The organism is Streptomyces sp. NPDC048002 (genome assembly GCF_040653275.1).
In the GTDB taxonomy this organism is placed as follows: Bacteria; Actinomycetota; Actinomycetes; order Streptomycetales; family Streptomycetaceae; genus Streptomyces.
Genome location: NZ_JBEZNL010000008.1, coordinates 215212 through 241726, shown reverse-complemented (window position 1 = coordinate 241726; position 26515 = coordinate 215212). Strand labels below are relative to the sequence as shown.

The window sequence follows — 26515 nt, the reverse complement described above, 5'->3', positions numbered from 1 at the left end:
TCCACGAAGCCGATGCCCTTGGCCGCCAGCTCCTCGGCGTGCTTCTCGTCGTCCGTCCAGCGGGAGTTGCCGCCGTCCACGACGACATCACCGGGCTCCAGGAGCTCGGCGAGCTCGTCCACGGTCGACTGCGTGGCCGCCCCGGCCGGGACCATGACCCACACGACCCGCGGACCCTGCAGCTTGCCCACAAGTTCTTCCAGGCTGTGGACATCCGCGAGGTCCGGGTTGCGGTCGTATCCGACGACGGTGTGGCCGGCGCGGCGGATCCGCTCGCGCATGTTGCCGCCCATCTTGCCGAGGCCGACGAGACCGAGCTCCATCAGTTGTTCCTTAGGTTGCTGTGGCGTGAGTGGCACCTTCGTACCCACGTCCGAGCCTAAACCCGGACGCTCACGCACAACTGTGGGCACAGCCGCTCATATGACCCAGGCCCCGCCGGTGCGGGCGACCTACCCGCCCGCACCTTCATCCCCGCAGGTCAGCCGCTCAGGCGCACCGGCATGATCAGGTACTTGTAAGCGTCATCCGCCTCGGCGTCCAGCGCGGGCTTGCCGCTGAGCAGCGCCGGCTTCGTGGACGTCGTGAACGACAGCTGCGCCACCGGCGAGTCGATCGCGCTCAGCCCGTCCAGCAGGAACGTCGGGTTGAAGGCGATCGAGATGTCGTCGCCCTCCAGCTGCGCGTCCACCCGCTCCACAGCCTGTGCGTCGTCGCTCGACCCCGCCTCCAGGATCAGCACGCCCTGCTCGAAGCTCAGCCGCACCGGGGTGTTCCGCTCGGCCACCAGCGCCACACGCTTCACGGCCTCCACGAAGGGCGCCGTCTCGATCACCGCGACGGAGTTGAACTCGGTCGGGAACAGCGTGCGGTACTTCGGGAGGTCGCCCTCCAGCAGCCGGGTCGTCGTACGGCGACCCGCGCCCTCGAAACCGATCAGGCCCTCGCCCGCACCGGACCCGGAGAGCGCCAGCGTCACGCTGTCGCCGCTGGTGAGCGCCTTCGCGGTGTCCAGGAGCGTCTTGGCGGGCACCAGGGCCACCGCGGACGCCTCGGGGTTCTCCGGCTTCCACAGGAACTCACGGACCGCGAACCGGTAGCGGTCGGTGGAGGCCAGCGTGACCCGGTCGCCCTCGATCTCGATGCGCACACCGGTCAGCACCGGCAGCGTGTCGTCGCGCCCGGCGGCGATGGCGACCTGGGAGGCGGCGGAGGCGAAGACCTCACCCGGAACGGTGCCGGTCGCCGACGGCATCTGCGGCAGCGCCGGGTACTCCTCCACAGGCAGGGTGTGGAGTGTGAATCGCGAGGAGCCGCAGACCACGGTCGCCCGTACACCGTCTGTGGAAATCTCCACCGGACGGTTCGGCAGCGCGCGGCAGATGTCGGCGAGCAGCCGGCCGGAGACGAGGACCGTGCCCTCCTCCTCGACCTCGGCGTCCACCGACACCCGCGCGGAGACCTCGTAGTCGAAGCCCGACAGGCTCAGCTGGCCGTCCTCGGACTTCAGCAGCAGGCCGGCGAGGACAGGCGCCGGCGGGCGGGCCGGGAGGCTGCGCGCCGCCCAGGCCACGGCCTCCGCGAGTACGTCGCGTTCCACCCGGATCTTCACTGTTGCCGCCTCCTGCTGTTGCCGGCGCTGCTCGGCCTGCCTGGCTTTCGTCGTCTGTCTCGGTGTCGTCGGCCCCGATGCGGGGAAGGACGCCGGGGAACAGTCTGACGCACCGCACTGACAGTAGGTGCCTCTCGGGGTCAAGTCGTGACGAGGGGCAGCCGGGCGCCGGACAGCGAGTTGTGCACAGGACCCCCTTCGAAACGAAATCCCAGCTCTCTCTAGTTGGGAGTAGTAGTAGGGCCTGTGGAAACGGTGGAAAACCTCGTTTGCCCAGCTCAGACCCCAAATTTTGTGCACAGAGCCTGTGGGCGGAACCGGTGGACAACTCGGCGTATCTGTGGAGAACAGAAAGTTCTGCACACTCCGTGCACAGGGTGGGGGGAGTTCTCCCCAACACCGTCCCCAGCTTTGCCAGTGTTACCCACAGGCCACTGTGGCAGCTTGGTGTGACGCCTTTCACTCGGCCCAGTGAGAGGGCGCGCCAGGTTGCCGAACAGTGGACAGTGATGTGGAGAAGTCAGACATCGCTGGGGACAACTCGCCTCAGCCTGTGGGTTGCCGGTGGACAACTCCGTGCACAGCCTGTGGATCATTTTGTTGTCCACAGCCTGTGGAGATCTTTTGTCCACCGATCCACAACCTGCTGAGCTGGTCTGATGTTCCTTCAGGGGCGCGGCCTGTGGACAGTATCTGGACAACTCGGCAGTCCCCAGGATGTGGACGGAAGAAAGTCGGCGAATCTGTGGAGAGCGGCCGTAACCCGGCAGGTAATCGAACATCGGACGGCGCGGACATGACGAAGGGCGCCGCCCGGAACTGCTCCGGAGGGCGCCCTCGGTGTCGTCGCGACGCGGCTGTCAGCCGGCCTTGATGCGGTTGGTCAGCTCGGTGACCTGGTTGTAGATGGAGCGCCGCTCGGCCATCAGATTGCGGATCTTGCGGTCCGCGTGCATCACCGTGGTGTGGTCGCGGCCGCCGAAGAGCGCGCCGATCTTCGGCAGGGACAGGTCCGTCAGTTCGCGGCACAGGTACATGGCGATCTGGCGGGCGGTCACCAGGGCGCGGCCGCGGGAGGTGCCGCACAGGTCCTCGACGGTGAGACCGAAATAGTCCGCGGTGGCGCCCATGATGGCCGTGGAGGTGATCTCCGGTGCCGAGTCGTCGCCGCCCGGCATCAGGTCCTTCAGGACGATCTCGGTCAGGCCCAGGTCCACGGGCTGGCGGTTGAGCGAGGCGAAGGCGGTGACCCGGATGAGGGCGCCCTCCAGCTCGCGGATGTTGCGCGAGATCCGGGAGGCGATGAACTCCAGTACTTCCGGCGGGGCGTTGAGCTGCTCCTGCACCGCCTTCTTGCGCAGGATCGCGATCCGGGTCTCCAGCTCGGGCGGCTGGACGTCGGTGATCAGACCCCACTCGAAGCGGTTGCGCAGCCGGTCCTCCAGGGTGACCAGCTGCTTGGGCGGCCGGTCGCTGGAGAGCACGATCTGCTTGTTGGCGTTGTGGAGCGTGTTGAAGGTGTGGAAGAACTCCTCCTGCGTCGACTCCTTGTCCGCGAGGAACTGGATGTCGTCGACGAGCAGGATGTCCATCTCGCGGTACCGCTTGCGGAAGCTGTCGCCCTTGCCGTCGCGGATGGAGTTGATGAACTCGTTGGTGAACTCCTCGGAGCTCACGTAGCGCACGCGGGTGCCCGGGTAGAGGCTCCGCGCGTAGTGTCCGATCGCGTGCAGCAGGTGGGTCTTGCCGAGCCCTGACTCCCCGTAGATGAAGAGGGGGTTGTACGCCTTGGCGGGTGCCTCGGCGACGGCGACGGCGGCGGCGTGGGCGAAACGGTTCGACGCGCCGATGACGAAGGTGTCGAAGAGGTACTTGGGGTTCAGGCGGGCGGTCGGTTCGCCGGGGCCGCCGGCCGGTGCGGGCTTCGCGCCGAGCGGGCCGGGGGCGCCGCCGGAGGAGGGCAGGGCGGGGCCGCCGCGGTGGGCGGGGCCGGGGCCGCTCTGGGACTCGGGCAGGTCGCGGCGGACGTCCCGCTGGTCGTAGTCGGGGCGGCCTTGGTCGTAGTCGCCGCGCGGTGTGTCGTAGTCGGGGCGCGGCTGGTCGTAGTCGCCGCGGGGTGCCTCGTACTCCGGGCGCTTGCCGTTGTAGTCAGGGTGCTTGCCGTTGTAGTCAGGGTGCTTGCCGTCGTAGTCCTGGCGCTGGCTCTCGTAGGAGGAGCGGTCCATCGGCTGCGGGCGGTAGTCCTGGGCCGGCGGGCCGTACGCGTCCTGGCCGTAGGTGTCCTGGGACGGTGTCGCGTAGGGGTCGCGCTCGGGGAAGCCCAGGCGCTGCTGCTGCCAGCTGTACTCGTCCTGCTGCGGGCGGGGCCAGGCGCCGGGCTCGGGGCGCTGGTACTCGGAGGGGTACGCGGGGCGTGCCGTGGGGAGCTGGTCGCCGGGGCCCTGGTCGGGGCGGGGTCCGTAGGCGTCGCCGTCGGCACCGCGGTGGCGGCCGTAGCCCTCGTACTGGCCGGAGGGGAGCTCGGGCTCCTCGTAGCGCTGCTGGGGGCGGGCGGGGGGTGCCGGCGGGGCCGGGGGTTCGCCGACGGAGTCGTCGACGGTGATCGCGATGCGGATCGGGCGACCGCATTCGCGGCTCAGGGTCTCGCTGACGATCGGGGCGAGGCGGCCTTCGAGGACGCCCTTGGCGAATTCGTTGGGTACGGCGAGCAGAGCGGTGTCCGCGACGAGTGCCAGGGGCTGGCAGCGGCGGATCCAGTGTTCGTCCTTCGCCTCCACACCCTGTCCGCGGCCCTCGCCGAGGAGCTGCTCGAGTACGCGTGGCCACACTGCGGCAAGATCGGCAGGTACGTCAGCCACAGGGCACGCTCTCTCACGGGTCCCACGAACGTGTGATGGTGGGACGGGTCGGGATTCAAATCGGGTGGGACGGGCGAATCGGGGTTCAGCCACGGTAGTCAGGGCAACGGGTGCGGTTCAAGTTGTTGTCCCCAGGCTGTGGATAGTGTCTCCCGGTGGCCCCTGGTTTGACCGGATGGCGTAGCCCCGCGTACCGTAACCAGGTCGAGTTGTCGATGGCTGCTGCCGCCTGCCTCCGATGGGCACAAGATCACGTCTCCGCTGTCGCGGAGGTGAACCGGTGATCGGGAAGCGGTGCACTCGGGCGTAACGCGAGCTACTCGTGGGCGCACGGTGACAGCCAGGACGGCACCCGCCAACACCGATTTGATTTCTGGAGCCCCCGAGTGAGCAAGCGCACCTTCCAGCCGAACAACCGTCGTCGCGCGAAGACCCACGGCTTCCGCCTGCGGATGCGCACCCGTGCCGGCCGCGCGATTCTGGCGAACCGCCGCAGCAAGGGTCGCTCCGCGCTGTCCGCCTGATTCTGATCAGGTCGTGTCGTCGTGCTGCCTACCGAGCATCGGCTGAGGCGGCGCGAGGACTTCGCGACCGCGGTACGACGGGGTCGTCGGGCCGGACGCCCGACTCTCGTCGTCCACCTTCGTAGCGGCACCACGGACCCGCACGCGCCTGGGGAGAGCGCTCCCCCGACGCGTGCGGGTTTCGTTGTCAGCAAGGCTGTCGGCGGTGCGGTCGTGCGCAACAAGGTGAAGCGCAGGCTTCGCCATCTGGTGCGCGATCGGGTCGACGTCTTTCCCCCCGGTAGCCTGGTAGTCGTACGAGCGCTGCCCGGTGCGGGTGACGCCGACCATGCACAGCTGGCCCGAGACCTGGACGCCGCTCTGCAGCGGCTGCTGGGAGGGGGCGCGCGATGAAGTACCCGCTGCTGGCTCTGATCAAGATCTACCAGTGGACCATCAGTCCGTTGCTCGGGCCGGTGTGCAAGTACTACCCGTCGTGTTCCCACTACGGCTACACGGCCATTGACCGGCACGGTGCGATCAAGGGCACGGCGCTCACGGCCTGGCGCATCCTGCGCTGCAATCCGTGGTCGCTGGGCGGTGTGGACCATGTTCCGCCGCGCAAGCGTCCGCGATGGCACGAGATGCTGCGGGGCGCATGGCGCGCACGCAAGGGCGGGCCCTCCGCCGCCGAAACGGCCACCGAAGGCCCTGTTCCTTCGAGCCCGGCCGCAGAGACCCCGTCCCATGCCCAAGGAGCATGATTAGTGGACACGATTGCCAGCCTCTTCAGCTTCATCACGACACCCGTTTCCTGGGTCATCGTCCAGTTCCACAAGGTGTACGGCGCCATCTTCGGCGATGACACCGGGTGGGCCTGGGGCCTGTCCATCGTGTCCCTGGTGATCCTGATTCGTATCTGCCTGATCCCGCTCTTCGTGAAGCAGATCAAGGCGACCCGGGCCATGCAGACGCTGCAGCCCGAGATGAAGAAGATCCAGGAGCGCTACAAGAACGACAAGCAGCGCCAGTCCGAAGAGATGATGAAGCTGTACAAGGAGACGGGTACCAACCCGCTCTCCTCGTGCCTTCCCATCCTGGCGCAGTCGCCGTTCTTCTTCGCGCTGTACCACGTGCTCAACAGCATCGCGAACAACGAGACGATCGGCGCGATCAACCAGAACCTGCTCGACAGCGCGCAGAAGGCTCACATCTTCGGTGCACCGCTGGCGGCCAAGTTCACCGACAGCGCGGCGGACGTCCAGGCGCTGGACGCGTCGCTGACCACGGTCCGCATCGTCACCGCGGTCATGATCGTCCTGATGTCGGCGTCGCAGTTCTACACACAGCGCCAGCTGATGACGAAGAACGTCGACACCACGGTGAAGACGCCGTTCATGCAGCAGCAGAAGATGCTGATGTACATCTTCCCGGTCATGTTCGCCGTCTTCGGCATCAACTTCCCGGTCGGTGTCCTCGTCTACTGGCTGACCACCAACGTGTGGACCATGGGTCAGCAGATGTACGTCATCCGCAACAACCCGACGCCGGGTTCCAAGGCTCAGTCCGCCTACCTGGAGCGCCTGACCAAGCACGTCACGCACCACGGCAAGGTTCGCCGGCGCGGTGAGCGCAACGTCGTCAAGGCGATCGTCGCCAAGGGCCGCGACCGCAACGAGTACGAGCGCAAGTTCATCAACGGCCTGAGCAAGGCGGGTCTTGCCGCGCAGACCGACGGCACCGTGGTGAAGAGCGAAACGCCCCTGGCCGTCGCGACCGAGGACGGGACGCCCGTGGCGACGCCCAAGCGGCAGCAGCCCAAGCGGCAGAGCAAGTCGCAGCGTCAGACCGCCACTCCGAAGGCGGCGGGCGAGTCCGAGCCCAAGACGTCGCTGACGAAGTCCGACGCTCCGGAGGACGCCAAGCCCACCGCTGCCAAGAAGCCCGCTTCCGGTACCCGCAGCAAGGCCCAGTCCGGACAGCGCAAGGGTCCGCAGCGGCCCAAGTCCCCGTCCAAGAAGTAAGAAGGAGTCCATCCCGTGACGGAAGGCACCACCACCTCCGCCGCTGCCGAGGGTGCAGACACCCTGACCCGCCTGGAGCAGGAGGGCGAGATCGCGGCGGACTACCTGGAGGGTCTGCTCGACATCGCCGATCTCGACGGCGACATCGACATGGACGTCGAGGCCGACCGCGCCGCTGTGTCGATCATCAGCGACTCCGGCGGCCGCGACCTGCAGAAGCTGGTCGGCCGTGACGGTGAGGTGCTGGAGGCGCTCCAGGAGCTCACGCGCCTGGCCGTGCACCGGGAGACCGGCGACCGCAGCCGGCTGATGCTGGACATCGCCGGTTACCGCGCGCAGAAGCGTGCCGAGCTCTCGGAGCTGGGTGCCAAGGCCGCGGCCGATGTCCGGAACACCGGTGAGCCGGTGAAGCTCAAGCCGATGACGCCCTTCGAGCGCAAGGTCGTGCACGACGCGGTCAAGGCCGCGGGTCTGCGCAGTGAGTCCGAGGGCGAGGAGCCGCAGCGCTTCGTCGTCGTGCTGCCTGCCTGACGGTACGTACGTTCCTCCGGCCCCGTCTGCCCGGCAGGCGGGGCCGAACTTTGTCAGCCTGATAGTTCTGGTGGTTCTGACGTCGGCGCCCGGGTGGCGTTGACGCGGTACGGAAGGACGGTCCCCCGTGACGGAGGCAGCGGAGCTTCCCCCCGCTCCCGAACAGGCGCGTGAGGTGTTCGGTGATCGCTTCCCGGATGCGGTCCGGTACGCGGAGCTGCTCGCGGAGGCGGGTGTGCAGCGCGGTCTGATCGGGCCGCGTGAGGTGCCGCGGCTGTGGGAGCGGCATCTGCTGAACTGCGCCGTGCTCGCAGAGGTCGTGCCGGAGGGGGTGACGGTGTGCGACGTGGGTTCCGGCGCGGGGCTGCCGGGCATCCCGCTGGCTCTGGTCCGCGAGGACCTGAAGATCACGTTGCTGGAGCCGCTGCTGCGGCGGACGAACTTCCTCACCGAGGTCGTCGAGCTGCTGGGTCTGGATCATGTGACCGTCGTGCGGGGGCGTGCCGAGGAGGTCATGGGCACACTCCAGCCGGTGCATGTGGTGACGGCCCGCGCGGTGGCGCCCCTGGACCGTCTGGCGACCTGGGGTATCCCGCTGCTGCGTCCCTACGGGGAGATGCTCGCGCTCAAGGGGGACACCGCCGAGGAGGAGCTGAAGAGCGCCGCCACCGCTCTGAGCAAGCTCGGCGCGGTGGGGACCTCTGTCCTCCATGTCGGTGACGGCGTGGTGGATCCGCTGTCGACGGTGGTGCGGGTCGAGGTGGGGGAGAGCCCGGGCGGTGTGCGCTTCGCGGCGAAGCGCGCGAAGGCGGCCCGGACGGGGCGGACGCGCCGGCGGCGCTGAGCTGCCTCGGGTCGGGCGTACTCCACACAAGCTGCCAAACCCGGCCATGACGGAGTGTCGGCGGTGGTTCGGCCTCGGCTGCTGTGCATCGTGTTTCACGTGAAACGTCGCTCACTGCTGCACGGCATCATCAGCCGGGGCCGGGCCGCGGCCGAACCGCGCGACCGCAAGCCGTTGGGATCCTTGGGATCCTCTGAAGCAAGGCCTTCTCGTGATAACTCTGCGTCCCTCGTGGAGGGCACGGAGTTGTCCACAGAGGTGGATTTCTCCACAGAACACCAGGGCTCACTGGTTCACGACCCCGAAGGCATGGGAGGCTCTGTTCATTGCGAGCCTGAAGTCGAGGAGAGTGAATCCTTGCGGTCCGACGCCAACATCGCGGGACCGATGACCGATCCGGTCCCCGGTCCCCGTACCGAGTCGATGGGGGAGGATGTTTCACGTGAAACACCGCCCCCGATGGACGACACTCCCATCGGTCGCGCTGCCCAACTGGCGGTGGAGGCTCTCGGCCGTGCCGGTGAGGGTCTTCCACGGCCCGAGCAGACCCGGTTCATCGTGGTCGCCAACCAGAAGGGTGGCGTGGGCAAGACGACGACGACCGTCAACCTTGCCGCGTCACTGGCTCTGCACGGTGCCCGTGTCCTGGTGATCGACCTCGACCCGCAGGGCAACGCGTCCACCGCGCTGGGGATCGACCATCACGCGGAAGTTCCCTCGATCTACGACGTGCTGGTCGAGAGCCGGCCGCTCGCTGAAGTCGTCCAGCCGGTCCCCGATGTGGAGGGCCTCTTCTGTGCCCCCGCCACGATCGACCTCGCCGGTGCGGAGATCGAGCTGGTCTCCCTGGTGGCGCGGGAGAGCCGGTTGCAGCGGGCCATCCAGGCCTACGAGCAGCCCCTGGACTACATCCTCATCGACTGCCCGCCCTCGCTCGGCCTGCTGACGGTCAACGCGCTGGTGGCCGGTCAGGAGGTCCTGATCCCCATCCAGTGCGAGTACTACGCACTGGAGGGTCTGGGGCAGCTGCTGCGCAACGTCGACCTGGTCCGGGGCCACCTCAACCCCAACCTCCATGTCTCGACGATCCTGCTCACCATGTACGACGGCCGTACCCGCCTAGCGTCCCAGGTCGCGGACGAGGTGCGCAGCCACTTCGGCGAGGAGGTGCTGCGCACGAGCATTCCCCGCTCGGTCCGTATCTCCGAGGCGCCGAGCTATGGACAGACAGTGCTGACGTACGATCCCGGATCCAGTGGTGCGCTGTCCTATCTTGAGGCGGCACGAGAAATCGCGCTGAGGGGTGTCGGCGTCCGCTACGACGCGACGCACGCCCACGTCGGCGCCCAGAACGACCCGAGCATGGTGGAGGGTGTCCAGTGAGCGACCGACGGAGGATTGGCCTGGGCCGTGGCCTGGGCGCGCTGATCCCTGGGCCGGCGGAGAGTACGGCGGCTCCGGCGACGGGTGCTCCCGCCTCGCCCGCCGCCGTCCCGGTGCTCACGACCGACCGAGGCGTGGCCGCGGCGAAGGTGGCCGCGCTGCCGCCGATCGCGCAGGAGGCGGAGGAGCCGTCGGTGAACGGCGCGGCGGACATGCCCGCGCCTCCCCTGGGCGCCCACTTCGCCGAGCTGCCCCTCGACTCGATCACCCCGAACCCGCGCCAGCCGCGTGAGGTCTTCGACGAGGACGCGCTGCAGGAACTCATCACCTCCATCCAGGAGGTGGGTCTGCTTCAGCCGGTCGTCGTGCGACAGCTCGGGCCGGGCCGCTACGAGCTCATCATGGGTGAGCGGCGCTGGCGGGCGTGCCGTGAGGCGGGCCTGGAGGCGATTCCCGCGATCGTGCGGGCCACGGACGACGAGAAGCTCCTTCTGGACGCGTTGCTGGAGAACCTGCACCGCGCCCAGCTGAACCCGCTGGAAGAGGCAGCCGCCTACGACCAGCTGCTGAAGGACTTCAACTGCACCCACGACCAGCTGGCGGACCGCATCGGCCGGTCCCGTCCGCAGGTCTCCAACACGCTGCGCCTGCTGAAGCTGTCGCCGAAGGTGCAGAACAGGGTGGCGGCCGGAGTGCTCTCCGCCGGGCACGCGCGAGCGCTGCTCTCGGTGGAGGACCCGGAGGAGCAGGAGCGGCTCGCGTACCGAGTCGTCGCCGAGGGGCTGTCCGTCCGGTCCGTCGAAGAGATCGTGACCTTGATGGGCTCGCGCGCCCAGAAGGCTCCGAGGAGCAAGGGCCCGCGTGCGGGTGCCCGTGTCTCCCCGGCGCTGACCGACCTCGCGACGCGGCTCTCGGACCGCTTCGAGACCCGGGTGAAGGTCGAGCTCGGCCAGAAGAAGGGCAAGATCACCGTCGAGTTCGCCTCGCCGGACGACCTTGAGCGCATCCTCAACACGCTGGCACCGGGCGAGCGGCTCGCCCTGCAGAAGAGCCTCATGGACGACGATGCGGAGGAGTCCGAGGACTGACCTCGGCACCCGAGCCGAACTGAGCCGGCCGTCGCAGGGCGGGCCGTGTCCGGGAGTACCGGAACACGGCCCGCCCTTTGCTTTCCGGCGGTATCGAGGTGTGGGCATCGTGGATACGATGCCCACGGGTATGGCGCATCCACCTGGCGGCACCTCTTAGGGGAGGCGGGGGCCATGCGAACGGTGAGCCGGACCGGACTGGTGAGCGCGGGCCTCGGCCTGGGCGCGGTCGGCGGATTCGTCGGCAGCCTGCTCAGGGAACGGAGCGCCCTGACAGCCGCCCGTGACGCTGCGGGCGTGGGAAGCGAGGATCAGCCTTCATGGGGCGTCGGCTCGTACCGCTCACGCTGGACAACCTTCAGGACCTTCCCCGGCGTTGCCGCACGTGTGTCTTCTGGGAACTGGATCCCGTCAGCGGCGAAGCCGCGGTAGCCGCCGGCACTCCGGCCATGGAGAAGGAGGGCTGGATCTCCGCCGTCCTGCTGGACTGGGGTTCCTGCGGCCGGGTCGTCTACGTGGACGACATCCCGGTGGGCTTCGTCCTCTACGCGCCTCCCGCCTATGTGCCGCGTTCTGCCGCGTTCCCCACGAGTCCTGTGGCGCCGGACGCCGTGCAGTTGATGACCTCGTTCATCATGCCCGGCTATCAGGGACAGGGGCTGGGGCGGGTGATGGTCCAGACGGTGGCCAAGGATCTGCTCCGGCGGGGCTTCAAGGCCATCGAGGCCTTCGGGGACGCACGCTGGAAGGAGCCCGCCTGTCTGCTCCCCGCCGACCACCTGCTGGCCGTGGGCTTCAAGACGGTACGCCCCCATCCCGCGCACCCGAGACTGCGGCTGGAGCTGCGTACCACGCTCTCCTGGAAGGAAGACGTGGAGATGGCCCTGGACCGGCTGCTGGGGGCCGTACAGAAGGAGCCGGTGCTCCGCCCGCTGTGAGGCCGTGCGGGCAAACGAATGGGCCGCCCCTCGGGGCGGCCCATTCGTGTTTCACGTGAAACAACGCCTACTCGGCGATGAAGTCCTCAAGGTCGCGAAGGATCGCGGCCTTCGGCTTGGCGCCGACGATGGTCTTGGCGACCTCGCCGTTCTGGTAGACGTTCAGCGTCGGGATGGACATGACGCCGTACTTGGCGGCCGTACCCGGGTTCTCGTCGATGTTCAGCTTGACGATCTCGATCTTGTCGCCGTACTCGGCGGCAATGGCTTCGAGGGACGGCGCGATCTGGCGGCAGGGACCGCACCAGGCGGCCCAGAAGTCCACCAGAACGGGCTTGTCGTTCTTGATGACGTCCTGCTCGAAGGAGTCGTCGGTCACGTTCTTCAGAGTGCCGGCCACGGCGGGCTCCTTAACTGGTTGGTGCGTGGGGCGGGTGAGGGGTCAGACGGTCGACGCCGCGGGCTCGGCGTTCTCCTCGTCCGCGAGGGCGGCGAGGAAGCGCTCGGCGTCGAGGGCGGCCGAGCAGCCGGTACCGGCCGCGGTGATCGCCTGGCGGTAGGTGTGGTCGACCACGTCGCCGGCGGCGAAGACACCGGTGACGTTCGTACGGGTGGAGGGCGCGTCGACCTTGAGGTAGCCCTCCGCGTCCAGGTCCAGCTGGCCCTTGAAGAGCTCGGTACGGGGGTCGTGGCCGATCGCGATGAACAGACCCGTCACCGGCAGGTCGGAGAGCTCGCCCGTCTTGACGTTGCGCAGCTTCAGCGCCGCGAGCTTCTGGTCGCCCTGGACCTCGGCGACCTCGCTGTCCCAGACGAACTTGATCTTCGGGTCGGCGAAGGCGCGGTCCTGCATGGCCTTGGAGGCGCGCAGGGAGTCCCGGCGGTGGACGATCGTCACGGACTTGGCGAAGCGCGAGAGGAAGGTCGCCTCCTCCATCGCGGTGTCGCCGCCGCCGATCACTGCGATGTCCTGGTCCTTGAAGAAGAACCCGTCGCAGGTGGCGCACCAGGAGACACCCCGGCCGGAGAGGGCGTCCTCGTTGGGCAGGCCGAGCTTGCGGTGCTGGGAGCCGGTGGTGACGATGACGGCCTTGGCCCGGTGCACCGTGCCGGCGGTGTCGGTGACGGTCTTGATCTCACCCGAGAGGTCGACGGAGACGATGTCGTCCGGGATCAGCTCGGCGCCGAAACGCTCGGCCTGGGCGCGCATGTTGTCCATGAGCTCGGGGCCCATGATGCCGTCCTGGAAGCCGGGGAAGTTCTCGACCTCGGTGGTGTTCATCAGCGCGCCACCGGCGGTGACGGCGCCCTCGAACACCAGCGGCTTCAGCGACGCGCGCGCGGTGTAGAGCGCCGCCGTGTAGCCGGCGGGCCCGGAGCCGATGATGATCACGTTACGGACGTCGCTCACGGCTTGATTCCTCGTCTCTGGACTGCGTCATAGGTCCGGCGGGAGCCCCTTTCAGAACTCTCACCCCACCCAACGGATCCTAAGGGGCGTGCATTCCCGCTGTGCCCGGGCACACGGAGGGGGCGTCACCGTAGCGCATACCACGGGGGACGGAGACGAAGCGTCCGCGGGGCGAGCGGCCGGTCAGGAGGTGCGCGTATAGGTGTGCGTCAGCAGGACTTCGCCCTTGCCCACGGAGGGGTCGCTCACGCAGGCGGTGGAGACGACATAGGCGGTGACCCTGGTGCTGTCGTCCGCGGCGGGCAGGACGACCAGGAGGGCTTCGGTGCCCTGATAGATGCCTGCCTCGGTGGCGAGGACGGTGTCGTTGCGGCCGATGCCGTCCTTGACACAGCCGGGCACCGTGGGCGTCTTGAGAACCTGGGGCTCCTTGGAGGTGCTGGGCAGGGAGTCCGCGCCGACGCTGCTGCGTGGGGTGCGTCCCCCGCTCGCCGTCTTGGCGAGAAGATCGGAGACCTGGTTCTCCAGGGTGCTCGCGGCGAAGGTGTCCGCTGCCGTCGACTGGCCGCCGTCGCTCTCGGAGCCACCGTTGGAGTCGTTGAGCGAAGTGAGCAGCACCGAGCCGAGCCCCAGCGCCGCCACCGTGAAGACGGTGCCGAGGACGGCGATCCGCCGGCGCCCGCCGCGTCGGTGTCCCTTGCGCCCGGGGCCGGTGGTCGCGGTGCGGGCGTGGCCTGCGGGCCGGTCGGCCGGTACCGATGTTTCACGTGAAACACCGGTGTCGTCGAGGGTGCTTGGGCGCTTGTCGATCCCGACGGTCGGGATGGAAGATTCGTCGGCTGCCGCGCCGTCCCGTACTGCCTCCGCGGCAAGGGCGGCGTCGATGCGCTCCGCGACGTCGTCCGGCATCGCCATCGGCTCCGGAAGGGAACCCAGCAACCCCTGGATCTCTTCCAGCGAGGCGTGCACGTCCGCACAGGGCTCGCACGTGTCGAGGTGCCGCCGTACGTCCGCGCTCCGGGACGCGGGCAGGAGCCCCTCGGTGAGGTCGGAGAGCTCGGTGACGTCCGGGTGCCCGGTCGTGTCTGTCGTCGACGTCACGCTCGCCCACCTCCGCCCTTCACAGCCGTTGAATCATTCGGCCCGGTGTCACCCGGGCCGCCGCCGGGGCCGGTGCCCTGTGGTCCCGCTGCCGGTGGGACGGATGTCCCCGCCCGACGGTTCCGTCCCCCGCCCGGCCCGCCGGTACCCGCGGCGGTTTCCGGCCGCAGATGGGTGAGGAGCGGCAGCAGTCTGGCGCGACCCCGGGCGCACCGGCTCTTCACCGTCCCGGTGGGGACATCGAGGATGCGGGCGGCCTCGGCGACGGGATAGCCCTGCATGTCGACGAGGACCAGGGCGGCCCGCTGGTCGGGCGGAAGCGTGCCCAGCGCCTCCAGTAGCTGCCGGTGCAGATCATTGCGTTCCGCGGGCGCCGCGGCCGACTCGTGCGGCTCCAGGAGTTGCTCCAGCCGCTCGGTGTCGTCGACGGGGGAGGTCTTGCGGGAGGCGGCCTTGCGGGCCCGGTCGAGACAGGCGTTCACGGTGATCCGATGCAGCCAGGTCGTGACGGCGGACTGGCCGCGGAAGGTGTGCGCGGCCCGGTAGGCGGAGACGAGCGCGTCCTGAACGGCGTCAGCGGCTTCCTCACGGTCCCCCAGCGTGCGCAGCGCAACGGCCCAGAGACGGTCACGATGACGGCGCACGAGCTCGGCGAAGGCGTCCTTGTCGCCCTCGACATGGCGCGCCAGGAGATCGGCGTCCGAGAGATCGGCTCGGCTCGATCCGCTATCCACTCTGATCCCCCGACTCCCTAGGGGAGGCAACTCGCGATGCTGTCAACCCAACTCGTAAGGCTGAGCGACAGAATGCCACATGGCCGGTCCGACCGAGGCGGCTGCGGGGACTCCGACGAAAAGGCCGGCCCGATGTCCTGAGGGACCGCAGGCCGGCACTGTCCTGCGAGGTCAGCTGGTCACCTTGACGTCCGTGACCCTGCCGCGCCACTTCCCGTCGTCGGCCTGTATGGGCAACTCGGTGAGCCACACCAGCACGTAGCGGGTGGTGAGGGTCTTACCCGGCTTGAGCGTCACGGTCGTCCCCGATCCCTCGGCGACCTTGGAGTAGCCGTCCAGGGACGTCGGCATCGCACCGGCGTCGCCGGACGCGGCCCGCAGTTCGACCGACGTGCTCCCCTGGAAGGTGACGGTGACCTTGCCGACCTGCTGAGCCTTGCCGAGGTCGAGGATGACGCCCACGCCCGACTTCAGGTTGCCGAACCTGGCGCCTTCGTAGTAACTGGTCTGCCAGTACGAACTCGCGTCGCTGTCGTAGACCTTGCCCACGTCGTTCGGGTACTCGGAGCCGTCGCTGCCGAACGGGTCGAAGTCGTGCGCGTCCTGGATCGCGATCGGCTTGCCCGCGGTCGGCTTCTTCGGGCTCTTGTCGTCGCCGTCCGTCGTCTGGGTCTGGTTGGTGTCCTCGGACTTGCCGCTGCGGTCCATGAGAGCGTCGGCCAACTGCCAGCTGCCCAGACCCAGGGCGGCGATCAGGAGGGCCGACACGGCCCACTTCAAGGCCTTGCCGGTGCGGCTCTGGAGCGGGAGCGGCGGGGCAGGCACCGGCTGGGTGGCACCCGGATGCGGTGCCTGGCGGCCGTAGGTGCCCTGCTGGTACGTCGTGCGCTGGTAGTCGGGCGGGGTGGTGAAGGCGGGCTCCGGCGGGCGGATGCGGGGCATCTCGCTGATCGCCTTGACCAGTTCCTCCGGCGTCGTGCACGCCGACTCGTGGCGGGAGGCGGTCGCACCGTCGTTGGCGAGCGCGCGCATGGACAGCTCGGACAGACCGCGGTGGACGCCGGCGCGGACCTGGTCGGGGGCGACCAGACCGACGTCCTTGGGCAGTCCGGTCAGACCGTAGGCGTCGTTCTCGTACGGCCAGCGCTGGGTCAGCGTCGCGTACAGGAGGGCGCCGATGGCCTCGGTGTCGGTGCGCTGGGGGGTTTCGGAACTGACGCCGCGCAGGGCTGCGTTGACCGCGAGACCGCGGATGCGCCACTGGCCGGTGGAGGTGCGCAGCACCGCGTTGGGGTTGAGCCGCAGATGCGCGAGGCCCTCCCGGTGCGCGGCGGCCATCGCGGCGGCCACCTGGGAGACCATCTGGTAGCAGTCGTAGGGCTCCAGCGGGCCGGCCGACAGCAGCGTGGTCAGCTCGGTGGCGTCAGGGAGCCACTCGTGGACGACGTAGACGAGGTCGTTCTCCTCGACCGCGTCCAGCACCTGGACGAACCGGGGGTCGCCGAGCAGCGCGGAGGACCGGGCCGCGGCCAGTACGGAGCGGGCGCGGGTGTGGTCGGCGGGCAGGAGGTGGACGCCCACGGCGCGCCGGAGCTTCTCGTCCACCGCACGCCAGCTGCTGAATCCGTCCAGACGGGTGACGCACTCCTCCAGGCGGTAGCGTCTGGCCAGCTTGTGCCCGCTGTGCAGTTCGGGTGGTGAGGCCTTCTCGGGACGCTCGGTCCCGCCACTCCCCTGTGCCTCGTCGGTGTCCGTGTCCCGCTCCCGATTCTGGGCCACCCCGTCGGCCGTGGACTGGTCCGCCTGAGCGGTCAGCGACTCGTCGCCGCTGTTGCCCTCCACGTCAACGGCAGCCGTGCTCCGTTCTGCCACCGTCGCTCCTGCCTCCCCTTACGTTGCGCGCTTGAGACGCCGAAACCAATTGTGCCCACAGTCCGCCGCTATGCACGACACACGGTGGCGGACGATGGTTGTGCGCGTACCCCGGGCTCAGCGTCCCAGACGCCCACGGACCATGCCGACCAGCGAGTTCAACTCCTCGATGCGCATCTTGCGCGCGGCGACGAAGAAGACCCCGAGCAGGACGGCTCCACCGACGATCAGCGCGGCGAACGAGCCGACGACACCCTGGCCGAGGGCCTGCGCGACCCCGTAGCAGGCGGCGCCGCTGAGCAGTGCCGCCGGGACCGAGGCGATGCAGAGCCTGGCGTACGTGCGCATCACCCGGGCGCCGTCCAGGTCGCCGCCCAGCTTCCGGCGCAGCCGGCTCCAGGCGACGCCGACGCCGATCGCGTAGGCCAGTCCGTACGCGGCGGCCATGCCGACCACGGCCCAGCGGGCGGGGATGACGAAGAAGCAGATCGCCGAGGCGACGGCGTTGACGGTCGCCACGATGACCGTGTTGTAGAAGGGCGTCCGGGTGTCCTCGTAGGCGTAGAAGGCGCGCAGCACCACGTACTGCACGGAGTACGGGATGAGGCCGAGGCCGAACGCCATCAGCATGTAGCCCATGTTGGTGGCCTCGCTGGTGCCCGAGGAGCCGAACATCAGCGTGCACATCGGGATGCCGAGCGCCAGGAACCCGAAGGCGATGGGGACGATGGCGACCGCCGTCGTCCGCAGGCCCTGGGAGATGTCGTCGCGGACGGCGCCGCCGTCGCCCTCGGCCGCCGAGCGCGACAGACGGGGCAGGAGGGCGGCCATCAGCGAGACGGTGATGATGGCCTGCGGCAGGCCCCAGATCAGCTGGGCGTTGGCATAGGCGGCGAAGCCGGTGCCGTCGACGTCGGAGTCGACGCCGGCCGCGGTGGACAGCTGGGTGACGACGAGCGCGCCGGCCTGGTTGGCGAGGACGAAGAGGATCGTCCACTTGGCGAGCATCGCCGCCTTGCCCAGTCCGTGGCCCTTCCAGTCGAAGCGCAGCCGCAGCCGGAAGCCCGTCTCGCGCAGGTACGGGATCATCGCCAGGGCCTGGACCACCAGGCCGAGCAAAACACCGATGCCGAGGAGGCGCTGGCCCTCCGGCGGGATGTTCGTGACGGCCATTCCGGAGCGCTCCGCGGTGCCGTACACCCACAGGAACATGCCGAGCGTCACGATGATGACGATGTTGTTCAGGACGGGGGTCCACATCATCGCGCCGAACCTGCCGCGCGCGTTGAGGATCTGACCCATCACCACGTGGACGCCCATGAAGAAGATCGAGGGCAGGAAGTAGCGGGTGAAGGTGACGGCCACGTCGTTGGCCGCCGGGTCGTTGGCGACAGGCGCGGACAGTGCCTTCACCAGGAGGGGCGCGGCGACCATAGCGAGCGCGGTGAGGGCGGCCAGAGCCACCATCACCAGCGTCAGCAGACGGTTCGCGTAGCCCTCGCCGCCGTCCTCGTCGTCCTTCATCGCGCGCACCAGCTGCGGGACGAAGACGGAGTTGAGGCCGCCGCCGACGGTCAGGATGTAGATCATCGTCGGCAGCTGGTAGGCGACCTGGAAGGAGTCGCCGAGCAGGCCGAGGCCCAGCGCGGAGACGATCATCATGGACCGGACGAAGCCGGTCAGCCGGGACACCATCGTGCCCGCCGCCATGACCGCGCTGGACTTCAGCAGGCCCGAGGCCTTCCCGCCCTTCTTGACGGGCGCGGCCGCGGTGGCCGGCGCCGCGGGAGGGGGTACGGGCGCGGTCCCGAGGTTCATGGTCTCGTCGGCTCCACCCCGGGCGGGCGCCTGCGGCGGCTGGTACCGCGCGGGCTCTCCGGCCGGTCCGGGCACCGACGGGGACTCGTGGGGCGGGCGTCCGCCGCTCTGCTGCTGGTCCTTGAACAGGTGCGCGAACGCGTCCGGCTCGTGCCGCTCGTCGGCCGAGTGCGTGACCAGGTCGTCCACGCCCACGTACTGCGTGGTGCGCGGATCGTCGCCGTACGGCAGGTACTGGGTGGCCCCGTCCGGCTCGGGCGCCGGGGTCTGGGCCCACACGTGGGGGTCGGGTGCGTACGGCGACTGCTGGGGCTGGGCGTACAGGGGCTGCTGAGGAGGGTAGGTGCCGGGGGGCGGCGGGGGGTGGGCGGAGCGGTCGTAGAGCGCCTCGGCGACCGGGTCCTGGGCCGAGAGGTCCTGCGCGCGGTAGGGATCCTCGTTGTAGGCGTCCTGGAGGTACATGTCCGCGGGGGGCTGCGGCGGCACCTGGCCGTGCTCGGGCGGCGGGCCCTCGGGGTGGCCCGAGCTGCCCGCGCCCTGAGCGCGGTCACCGTCGTACGGCGCGTTCATGGTTACCCCACCTCATCGTCCCGGGCCCACCGGCCACGACATCCTCAACGGTCCACTCTCTCACCCGTGCCGGAAGGGTCCGCGCTTTCGACTGGGGTGTCCGGCGTCAGGTCACTCGGCTGCTCGGGGTCGCCTTCCACGGCGCCGGGGGCGGACTCCCGCTCGGGGCGGTCGTCGGGGCCCTGAGGCTCCTCGGGGGTGTCGGCGGCCTCGCCGGACGCGTCGGGCCCCTTCTCCGCACTCTGCCGGGCGGCCCGCTTGCGCTGGGTGTACATCCGGAATCCGGCGAGGACGAGGAGGAGGAAACCGCCGCCGATGACCAGCATGACGGTCGCCGTGAACTCGGTGACCTTCACGTCGAAGCGGACCTCGGCACCGTACTTCTGGCCGTCCCGCGTGTACAGCTGGGCGATCACTTCCGCCTGGCCGTTCGCCTCGGCGGAGGTGGTGAACTTCACCGTCTGGCTGTGTCCGCCGGAGACCGCGACGGGCTGCTCCTCGTAGGCGGCTCCGCCGATCTTCAGGCGCCTGGGGCTGGTCGAGGTGAGGCGCAGCACCAGGTCGTCGACGCCCTGGACCAGGTTGTTCTGCACGGTCACCGGGATCGTGGCGCTGCGGCCGGAGAGCTTGACCTCGGACTTGTCGATGAGGGAGACCTGGTCGGTGAGGGACTCCAGGTAGCTCTCCACGTCGTCGCGGTACCCGGCGGCCTCGGTGGCCCGGCCGCGCCATGACGTGGACATCTCGCGGTTCATCGCGCGGCCGAAGGGGGTGACGACCCGGGATTCGTTGCTGAGGACGACCTTGAACCGGTCGAGCTTGTCCTGGGTCGCCGCGATCTGCTCGAACGCCGTGCGCTGAAGTTCCTTCTTGCGCAGCGAGGAGGGGTAGGCCGACTTGGCGGGGATCCTGGCGGTGGCGCCCGGGTCGGGCTTGGCCGCCGCAGCGGTGGTGAGGTCCTGGAACTCGGTCCAGCCGCTGTTCTGGAGGGCTGTCACCGCCTCGGCGAGCGCCTGGGCCTGGGCGGCCGTCGGCATGCGCTGCGGGGCGACGACGATGCTGCGCTGCTTGTCCGTCTGGAGGTTCAGGGCCAGGCTCTGCGCCAGGAACCGCTGCCGGGCGAGGGTGGCCGTGGAGGCCCTCGTCATATCGCCCTGGAAGGCCGTGGAGAGCCGGGCGTCCGCGACCACGGCCGTCGTGCCGCCGCCGACGGGGCGGGCCGCGGAGGGGGTGTAGGTCAGGCCCGCCGTCTCTTGCAGGCTGTCACTGCGGGCGATCACCTTGTCGGCACCCGCCGACGTGGCGACCTTCATGATCGACGGGTCCACGGCGCCGTCGACCGGCCAGGCGAAGTCGGTGGTGGGCTCCACGTGCAGGATCGACTCGACGGTGTCGGAGGCGACGTCGGTCGCCTCCTTGAGGTGGCCCAGGGAGCCCGTGACGGCCGTGCCGTTGTGGGCGAGGGAGGCCAGGTCGGGGTCGGCGAAGGGCAGCGCCACGACCTCGTTGTCCAGCACGGCGTCCTGGAGCGAGGCGAGCCAGCGCTTGGCGACCTCCTGGTCGGCCCGGCTGCCGGCGGTGGTGGTGCCGTTCTCGCCCTGGACGCGGAAGCTGCGGGTCATGGCGTCGACGGAGGCCAGGAGGTCCGGGTCGACGACCCAGGTCACGTCGAGGTCCTTGCCGAGGGCGAGCATCCGCTCCAGGCGGCCGCCGGGTGCGAGTTCCGTGGCGAGGTCGTTGTCACGGAAGACCGGCGTCTGTGACTCGTTGGACCCCGTCTGCGCCGTCATGTGGACGGTGGAGATCAGCGGCCACAGCACGGTGGTCTTCGTCCGGGTGTCGGCTTCGTCGGGCTGGTACGGCAGGAAGGTCCGCTGCACGCCCAGCACCTGGGTCCAGGGCTGTGCGGCGGTCTCGCCGGACAGGGAGACGGCCAGCTGGTAGACCCCGTTCCCGCCCAGATCCAGCTCGTCCACCGGTACCTCGATGGAGAAGGGCTGTGAGACGCCCTGGGTGAGCTTGGCGAACTTCTTCACGTACTTCCCGCCGAGCGGCAGCCCGTCGGTGCCCGGCTGGGATCCGGTGGCCCTGGCGGCGGTGTCGATGCCGGAGCGGGTGGTCAGCTCCTGGCCGAGGCGCAGGTCGACCTGGGCCTCGGTGACGGCCTGCTTGCCGGTGTTGGTGACCGTGCCGGACACGGTCACCGTGTCGCCGTCGGTGGCGACGCTCGGTGTGAGGGAGTCGACAGCGATGGAGACGGTCCGGTCGCCGGTGGCGGCCCGGGCGGGAGACGCCGTGGGCAACTGGAGGAGACCCGCCAGCAGGGGGGCACCGGCGAGCAGTGCCCCGGTGCGCCGCAGCCACCGGCGGGCAGGTGAGGGACTGGTCCCCTGGAAGTCTGCCGCCTCGGCCACGCGCTCGCCCGTCCCTCGTCGTCGTCAGTGGTCGTCGGAATGTGCGTCCACGCATGGTAACGATGCGCGCTGAGGGGAAGTGCCGCGGACTGCTCCACAAGATCGGCCCGGGGCGCCGTGCTGTCCCGTATGTGCCCGTATGAAGCGGGCCGGGTCTGTGCACGTTTAATGGAGGCGCTGCGGGCCGTTACGGCCACGTACTCTCTTTTGTTGTGCCGAATGCCAACGAAGACAACCTCAGTGTCCTGAGCCAGGTGCAGCACCGCGCGGTGAGTGAACTGCTGCGGGTCGCGCCTGTCGCCGACGACCTCGCCCGTCGCTTCGAGGAGGCCGGGTTCTCACTCGCCCTGGTCGGCGGGTCGGTCCGGGACGCGCTGCTGGGCCGGCTCGGCAACGATCTCGACTTCACCACCGATGCCCGCCCCGAGGACGTCCTGAAGATCGTGCGTCCGTGGGCGGACGCCGTCTGGGAGGTGGGGATCGCCTTCGGCACGGTGGGAGCCCAGAAGGACGGCTACCAGATCGAGGTCACGACCTACCGGTCGGAGGCGTACGACCGGACCTCGCGCAAGCCCGAGGTGTCGTACGGCGACTCCATCGAGGAGGATCTGGTCCGTCGTGACTTCACGGTGAACGCGATGGCCGTCGCGCTGCCGGCGAAGGAGTTCGTCGACCCGCACGGAGGCCTCGACGACCTCGCGGCGCGCGTCCTGCGCACCCCGGGCACCCCGGAGGAGTCCTTCTCGGACGACCCGCTGCGCATGATGCGAGCCGCGCGGTTCGCGGCGCAGCTCGACTTCGAGGTGGCTCCCGAGGTCGTCACCGCGATGACGGACATGGCGGACCGGATCGAGATCGTCTCGGCCGAGCGGGTGCGGGACGAGCTGAACAAGCTGATCCTCTCCGCTCACCCCCGTAAGGGCCTGACCCTGCTCGTGGAGACGGGCCTCGCCGAGCGAGTGCTGCCCGAGCTGCCGGCCCTGCGGCTGGAGAGCGACGAGCATCACCGGCACAAGGACGTCTACGAGCACTCGCTGATCGTGCTGGAGCAGGCGATCGCGCTGGAGGAGAACGGGCCGGACCTGACGCTGCGGCTGGCCGCGCTGCTGCATGACATCGGCAAGCCGCGCACGCGTCGCTTCGAGAAGGACGGCCGGGTCTCCTTCCACCACCACGAGATGGTGGGCGCCAAGATGACCAAGAAGCGCATGACGGCCCTGAAGTACTCCAACGAGCTGGTGAAGGACGTCTCGCGGCTGGTCGAGCTCCACCTGCGCTTCCACGGCTACGGCACCGGCGAGTGGACCGACTCCGCCGTCCGCCGCTACGTCCGTGACGGCGGCCCGCTCCTCGACCGGCTGCACAAGCTGACCCGCTCCGACTGCACGACCCGGAACAAGCGCAAGGCCGCCGCGCTCTCCCGCGCCTACGACGGCCTGGAGGAGCGCATCGCGCAGCTTCAGGAGCAGGAGGAGCTGGACTCGATCCGTCCGGACCTCGATGGCAACGACATCATGCAGATCCTCGGGGTCGGTCCGGGACCGGTGATCGGCAGCGCCTACAAACACATGCTGGAGCTGCGCCTGGAGAACGGCCCGATGGAGCGCGATGCCGCGGAGACGGCACTCAAGCAGTGGTGGGCCGAGCAGCAGGGCTGAGAGCGTGAAGCGGGGTCATGTTTCACGTGAAACATGACCCCGTCATGCGACAGGGGCGGTGTTTCACGTGAAACACCGCCCCTTCGTTTCTCTGGACCTACTTCGTGTAGTCCTTCAGGCAGAGCAGGAAGTCGCTGCCGTCACCGGACTCGGTGTAGACGTACTGGAAGTCCTTCGTCTTGGACTCGCACTGCGTCTCGGCGGTCAGGCCGCTGAAGGAGCCCTCGATCTTCGCCAGCACCTCGTACTCCGCCTCCGAGGAGCTGCAGTCCACAACCTCGAGGTCCGGGTTGTTGTCGTCAGTGCTGCCCCGGTGCATGCAGTCGCCCACGGACGCGGTGTTGGCGTCGTCGCGGCTGGATATGTAGCCACCGACGACCACACCGATGACGACGACCGCGATGACGATGTTCTTGATCGTCTTGAAGCTGAGCTTGCGGCGCGGCTGCTCGGGCGGGACCGGAGCGTACGGGGCCGCACCCGGCTGCGGCTGCGGGGCCTGGCCGTCGGGCTGCTGGGCGTACGGGTTCTGGCCCTGAGCAAACGGGTTCTGGCCCTGGGGCGGCGGAGTGGTCACTTGGGGGTCCCCCTCGAACATGGGTGAGTGACGCGAACGGAGCGCGCATAAGACTCACGTAAGTTATCTGGCCCCACTGACACTCCAGTGGTCAGGAGGGCCTCTGTGGCATTGATGTGACACTTATCGACGTTCAAACCGGGCCATAGTCACAGCAACCGCACCGTAGATAACGGCGACTGTTACCACCAACGCCACCGATCGGCCGTCAGGCGGCAGTATCAGGGCGGCCACTGCCGCCGCACCGACGAAGGCGACGTTGAACAGGACGTCGTAGAGGGAGAAGACACGGCCGCGGAAGCCGTCGTCGACCGAGGACTGGACGACCGTGTCCGTGGCGATCTTCGCGCCCTGCGTGGTCAGCCCGAGGACGAAGGCCGCCACCAGCATGGGCACGGTGGCGAACTGCAGCCCCAGGGCGGGTTCCAGGACCGCCGCGGACCCCGCGCACACGACGATCCAGCGCCCCGGTCCGAGCCGTCCCGCCGCCCACGGTGTCAGGACGGCCGCCGTGAAGAAGCCGGCTCCGGAGACGGCCAATGCCAGCCCCAGCAGGGCCAGTCCGTCGTCCGTGTCCGTGGAGAAGGTGTACCGGCACAGCATCAGCAGCATGACCAGCAGAGCGCCGTAGCAGAAACGCATCAGGGTCATCGCGCCGAGCGCCCAGGTCGCTTCCCTGCGCGACGGGGTGGCCAGATGACGCACCCCCGCCACCAGATCGCGCGCGGTGCCGGCGAGCGCGGTACGCAGACCCGGCCGCACCAACTCCCGGTCGGGGCCCAGTAGCTCCCGTGCCATGCGCAGGGACGCGAACGCCGCGCACAGATACAGCGAGGCGCCGAGCAGGACGACCGCCGCGTCGGAGTCCGACACCAGGAGGCGTACGGCGAAGGCCAGACCGCCGCCCGCGGTCGCTGCGAGCGTGCCGGCCGTCGGGGAAAGGGAGTTGGCCATCACCAGCCGTTCGCCGTCGACGACGCGGGGCAGCGCGGCTGAGAGGCCGGAGAGGATGAAGCGGTTGACGGCGGTGACGCACAGCGCGGAGGCGTAGAAGAGCCAGTCCGGGACCTGGCTGACCATCAGCACGGCCGTCCCCGCCGCGAGCAGGGCGCGCAGCAGACTGCCGTAGAGGAAGACCTGGCGGCGTTCCCAGCGGTCCAGCAGGACTCCGGCGAACGGGCCGACGAGGGAGTACGGCAGCAGCAGGACCGCCATGGCCGAGGCGATCGCGGCGGCCGAGGTCTGCTTCTCCGGCGAGAAGACGACGTACGTGGCGAGCGCGACCTGGTAGACGCCGTCGGCGCCCTGGGAGAGCAGCCTGAGTGCGAGCAGGCGCCTGAAGTTGCTGAAGCGCAGCAGAACGCGCAGGTCGCGTGCGACGGACATGGGGCTCAGCCTCACATACGGGAAGGTCCCCGGGTCGTACGACCCGGGGACCTTCCCGGCTCTGGCAGGAGCGGACTCTCGGAGCCTTAGCGCTCGACCTCGCCCTTGATGAACTTCTCGACGTTGTCGAGGGCCTCGTCGTCGAAGTACTGCACCGGCGGGGACTTCATGAAGTACGAGGACGCCGACAGGATCGGGCCGCCGATGCCGCGGTCCTTGGCGATCTTCGCGGCGCGCAGGGCGTCGATGATGACACCCGCGGAGTTCGGGGAGTCCCAGACCTCGAGCTTGTACTCCAGGTTCAGCGGGACGTCACCGAACGCGCGGCCCTCAAGGCGCACGTACGCCCACTTGCGGTCGTCGAGCCACGCGACGTAGTCGGACGGGCCGATGTGGACGTTCTTCTCGCCGAGGTCCCGGTCGGGGATCTGCGAGGTGACGGCCTGCGTCTTGGAGATCTTCTTGGACTCGAGGCGGTCGCGCTCGAGCATGTTCTTGAAGTCCATGTTGCCGCCGACGTTCAGCTGCATCGTGCGCTCCAGGCGCACACCACGGTCCTCGAACAGCTTCGCCATGACGCGGTGCGTGATGGTGGCGCCGACCTGCGACTTGATGTCGTCACCGACGATCGGGACGCCCGCCTCGGTGAACTTGTCCGCCCACTCCTTGGTGCCGGCGATGAAGACCGGGAGGGCGTTGACGAAGGCGACCTTGGCGTCGATGGCGCACTGGGCGTAGAACTTCGCCGCGTCCTCGGAGCCGACGGGCAGGTAGCAGACGAGAACGTCGACCTGGCGGTCCTTGAGGATCTGGACGACGTCCACCGGCTCCTCGGCGGACTCCTCGATGGTCTGGCGGTAGTACTTGCCGAGACCGTCGAGGGTGTGGCCGCGCTGCACGGTCACGCCGGAGTTCGGCACGTCGCAGATCTTGATGGTGTTGTTCTCGGAGGCGCCGATGGCGTCGGCGAGGTCGAGACCGACCTTCTTGGCGTCGACGTCGAAGGCCGCGACGAACTCCACGTCACCGACGTGGTAGTCGCCGAACTGGACGTGCATCAGGCCCGGGACCTTGGACGCCGGGTCGGCGTCCTTGTAGTACTCGACGCCCTGCACGAGCGACGCGGCGCAGTTGCCCACGCCAACGATGGCTACGCGAACCGAACCCATTCCGGTTGCTCCCTGTGTGTACGA

General features: G+C 69.1%; 23 protein-coding genes. 10 read left to right on the top strand and 13 right to left on the bottom strand.

The genetic code is table 11. The features are described from left to right. From AB0E07_RS14280 to dnaA, 3 genes are all read right to left on the bottom strand, one after another. Positions 1-323 (bottom strand): NAD(P)-binding domain-containing protein (locus tag AB0E07_RS14280; RefSeq protein WP_362250247.1); only part of this gene is annotated, 323 nt, incomplete at its 3' end. A gap of 158 nt (positions 324-481) precedes the next feature. After that, a complete protein-coding gene (gene dnaN / locus AB0E07_RS14275) occupies positions 482-1612 on the bottom strand; it encodes a DNA polymerase III subunit beta (protein ID WP_362250243.1) in 1131 nt (376 codons plus the stop codon). A gap of 860 nt (positions 1613-2472) precedes the next feature. Continuing rightward, entirely contained in the window at positions 2473-4470 is a 1998-nt protein-coding gene (gene dnaA, locus AB0E07_RS14270; protein ID WP_362250240.1) for a chromosomal replication initiator protein DnaA, read from the bottom strand. Between the two features lie 386 nt (positions 4471-4856). Between dnaA and rpmH the strand changes: the two genes are divergently transcribed. The 9 genes from rpmH to AB0E07_RS14225 all read left to right on the top strand — a co-directional run bounded on the left by rpmH (position 4857) and on the right by AB0E07_RS14225 (position 11781). Continuing rightward, positions 4857-4994, top strand: coding sequence for a 50S ribosomal protein L34 (gene rpmH, locus AB0E07_RS14265; RefSeq protein ID WP_007265229.1), 138 nt, complete (start codon positions 4857-4859; stop codon positions 4992-4994). A gap of 21 nt (positions 4995-5015) precedes the next feature. Beyond that, positions 5016-5387: a ribonuclease P protein component gene (gene rnpA / locus AB0E07_RS14260; protein WP_362250238.1), complete on the top strand. Its 372-nt coding sequence runs from the start codon at positions 5016-5018 to the stop codon at positions 5385-5387. Next, positions 5384-5737 (top strand): membrane protein insertion efficiency factor YidD, encoded by a 354-nt coding sequence (gene yidD / locus AB0E07_RS14255; protein WP_351922608.1) that lies wholly within the window; start codon positions 5384-5386, stop codon positions 5735-5737. Before rnpA ends, yidD begins: the two co-directional genes overlap by 4 nt. 3 nt (positions 5738-5740) lie before the next feature. Continuing rightward, on the top strand, positions 5741-6997 hold the full coding sequence (gene yidC / locus AB0E07_RS14250; protein WP_362250234.1) for a membrane protein insertase YidC: 1257 nt from the start codon (positions 5741-5743) through the stop codon (positions 6995-6997). A 15-nt stretch (positions 6998-7012) separates the two neighbouring features. Further along, positions 7013-7528, top strand: coding sequence for a R3H domain-containing nucleic acid-binding protein (locus AB0E07_RS14245; protein ID WP_362250231.1), 516 nt, complete (start codon positions 7013-7015; stop codon positions 7526-7528). A 127-nt stretch (positions 7529-7655) separates the two neighbouring features. Beyond that, positions 7656-8372, top strand: coding sequence for a 16S rRNA (guanine(527)-N(7))-methyltransferase RsmG (gene rsmG / locus AB0E07_RS14240; protein ID WP_362250228.1), 717 nt, complete (start codon positions 7656-7658; stop codon positions 8370-8372). A gap of 309 nt (positions 8373-8681) precedes the next feature. After that, complete coding sequence (locus AB0E07_RS14235; protein WP_362250224.1) at positions 8682-9755, top strand: ParA family protein; 1074 nt, start codon at positions 8682-8684, stop codon at positions 9753-9755. Beyond that, positions 9752-10843, top strand: coding sequence for a ParB/RepB/Spo0J family partition protein (locus AB0E07_RS14230; RefSeq protein ID WP_362250222.1), 1092 nt, complete (start codon positions 9752-9754; stop codon positions 10841-10843). The genes AB0E07_RS14235 and AB0E07_RS14230 overlap by 4 nt, the downstream gene beginning before the upstream one ends. A gap of 320 nt (positions 10844-11163) precedes the next feature. Continuing rightward, the gene (locus AB0E07_RS14225; RefSeq protein ID WP_362250219.1) at positions 11164-11781 is read left to right on the top strand and encodes a GNAT family N-acetyltransferase; all 618 of its coding nucleotides are present in this window, start codon (positions 11164-11166) and stop codon (positions 11779-11781) included. Between the two features lie 67 nt (positions 11782-11848). Here the strand turns inward: AB0E07_RS14225 and trxA are convergent, their stop codons facing one another. The 7 genes from trxA to AB0E07_RS14190 all read right to left on the bottom strand — a co-directional run bounded on the left by trxA (position 11849) and on the right by AB0E07_RS14190 (position 21701). After that, the gene (trxA, locus tag AB0E07_RS14220) at positions 11849-12181 is read right to left on the bottom strand and encodes a thioredoxin (protein WP_351922602.1); all 333 of its coding nucleotides are present in this window, start codon (positions 12179-12181) and stop codon (positions 11849-11851) included. 42 nt (positions 12182-12223) lie between these two features. Further along, positions 12224-13192, bottom strand: a complete 969-nt coding sequence (gene trxB, locus AB0E07_RS14215) for a thioredoxin-disulfide reductase (protein ID WP_362250216.1) — start codon at positions 13190-13192, stop codon at positions 12224-12226. A gap of 183 nt (positions 13193-13375) precedes the next feature. After that, complete coding sequence (locus AB0E07_RS14210; protein WP_362250213.1) at positions 13376-14293, bottom strand: zf-HC2 domain-containing protein; 918 nt, start codon at positions 14291-14293, stop codon at positions 13376-13378. Beyond that, a complete protein-coding gene (gene sigM / locus AB0E07_RS14205; RefSeq protein ID WP_362250210.1) occupies positions 14290-15027 on the bottom strand; it encodes an RNA polymerase sigma factor SigM in 738 nt (245 codons plus the stop codon). Before sigM ends, AB0E07_RS14210 begins: the two co-directional genes overlap by 4 nt. A 171-nt stretch (positions 15028-15198) precedes the next feature. Continuing rightward, positions 15199-16899 carry a protein kinase family protein gene (locus AB0E07_RS14200; protein WP_362250207.1) on the bottom strand — a complete coding sequence of 567 codons (1701 nt, stop codon included), beginning with the start codon at positions 16897-16899 and terminating at the stop codon, positions 15199-15201. A gap of 117 nt (positions 16900-17016) precedes the next feature. Continuing rightward, the gene (gene murJ, locus AB0E07_RS14195; protein WP_362250203.1) at positions 17017-19287 is read right to left on the bottom strand and encodes a murein biosynthesis integral membrane protein MurJ; all 2271 of its coding nucleotides are present in this window, start codon (positions 19285-19287) and stop codon (positions 17017-17019) included. A 44-nt stretch (positions 19288-19331) separates the two neighbouring features. After that, positions 19332-21701, bottom strand: a complete 2370-nt coding sequence (locus AB0E07_RS14190; protein ID WP_362250200.1) for a DUF6049 family protein — start codon at positions 21699-21701, stop codon at positions 19332-19334. 212 nt (positions 21702-21913) lie between these two features. On the opposite strand from AB0E07_RS14190, the gene AB0E07_RS14185 reads away from it, so the two are divergent. Continuing rightward, a complete protein-coding gene (locus tag AB0E07_RS14185) occupies positions 21914-23359 on the top strand; it encodes a CCA tRNA nucleotidyltransferase (protein ID WP_362250197.1) in 1446 nt (481 codons plus the stop codon). A 97-nt stretch (positions 23360-23456) separates the two neighbouring features. Here AB0E07_RS14185 and AB0E07_RS14180 read toward each other — a convergent pair whose 3' ends face one another. From AB0E07_RS14180 to AB0E07_RS14170, 3 genes are all read right to left on the bottom strand, one after another. Beyond that, positions 23457-23936, bottom strand: a complete 480-nt coding sequence (locus AB0E07_RS14180) for a hypothetical protein (RefSeq protein WP_362250195.1) — start codon at positions 23934-23936, stop codon at positions 23457-23459. A gap of 123 nt (positions 23937-24059) precedes the next feature. Next, the gene (locus tag AB0E07_RS14175; RefSeq protein WP_362250192.1) at positions 24060-25322 is read right to left on the bottom strand and encodes an MFS transporter; all 1263 of its coding nucleotides are present in this window, start codon (positions 25320-25322) and stop codon (positions 24060-24062) included. Positions 25323-25408: 86 nt separating this feature from the next. Then, the gene (locus AB0E07_RS14170; RefSeq protein WP_362250191.1) at positions 25409-26491 is read right to left on the bottom strand and encodes an inositol-3-phosphate synthase; all 1083 of its coding nucleotides are present in this window, start codon (positions 26489-26491) and stop codon (positions 25409-25411) included. Positions 26492-26515: the final 24 nt, after the last annotated feature.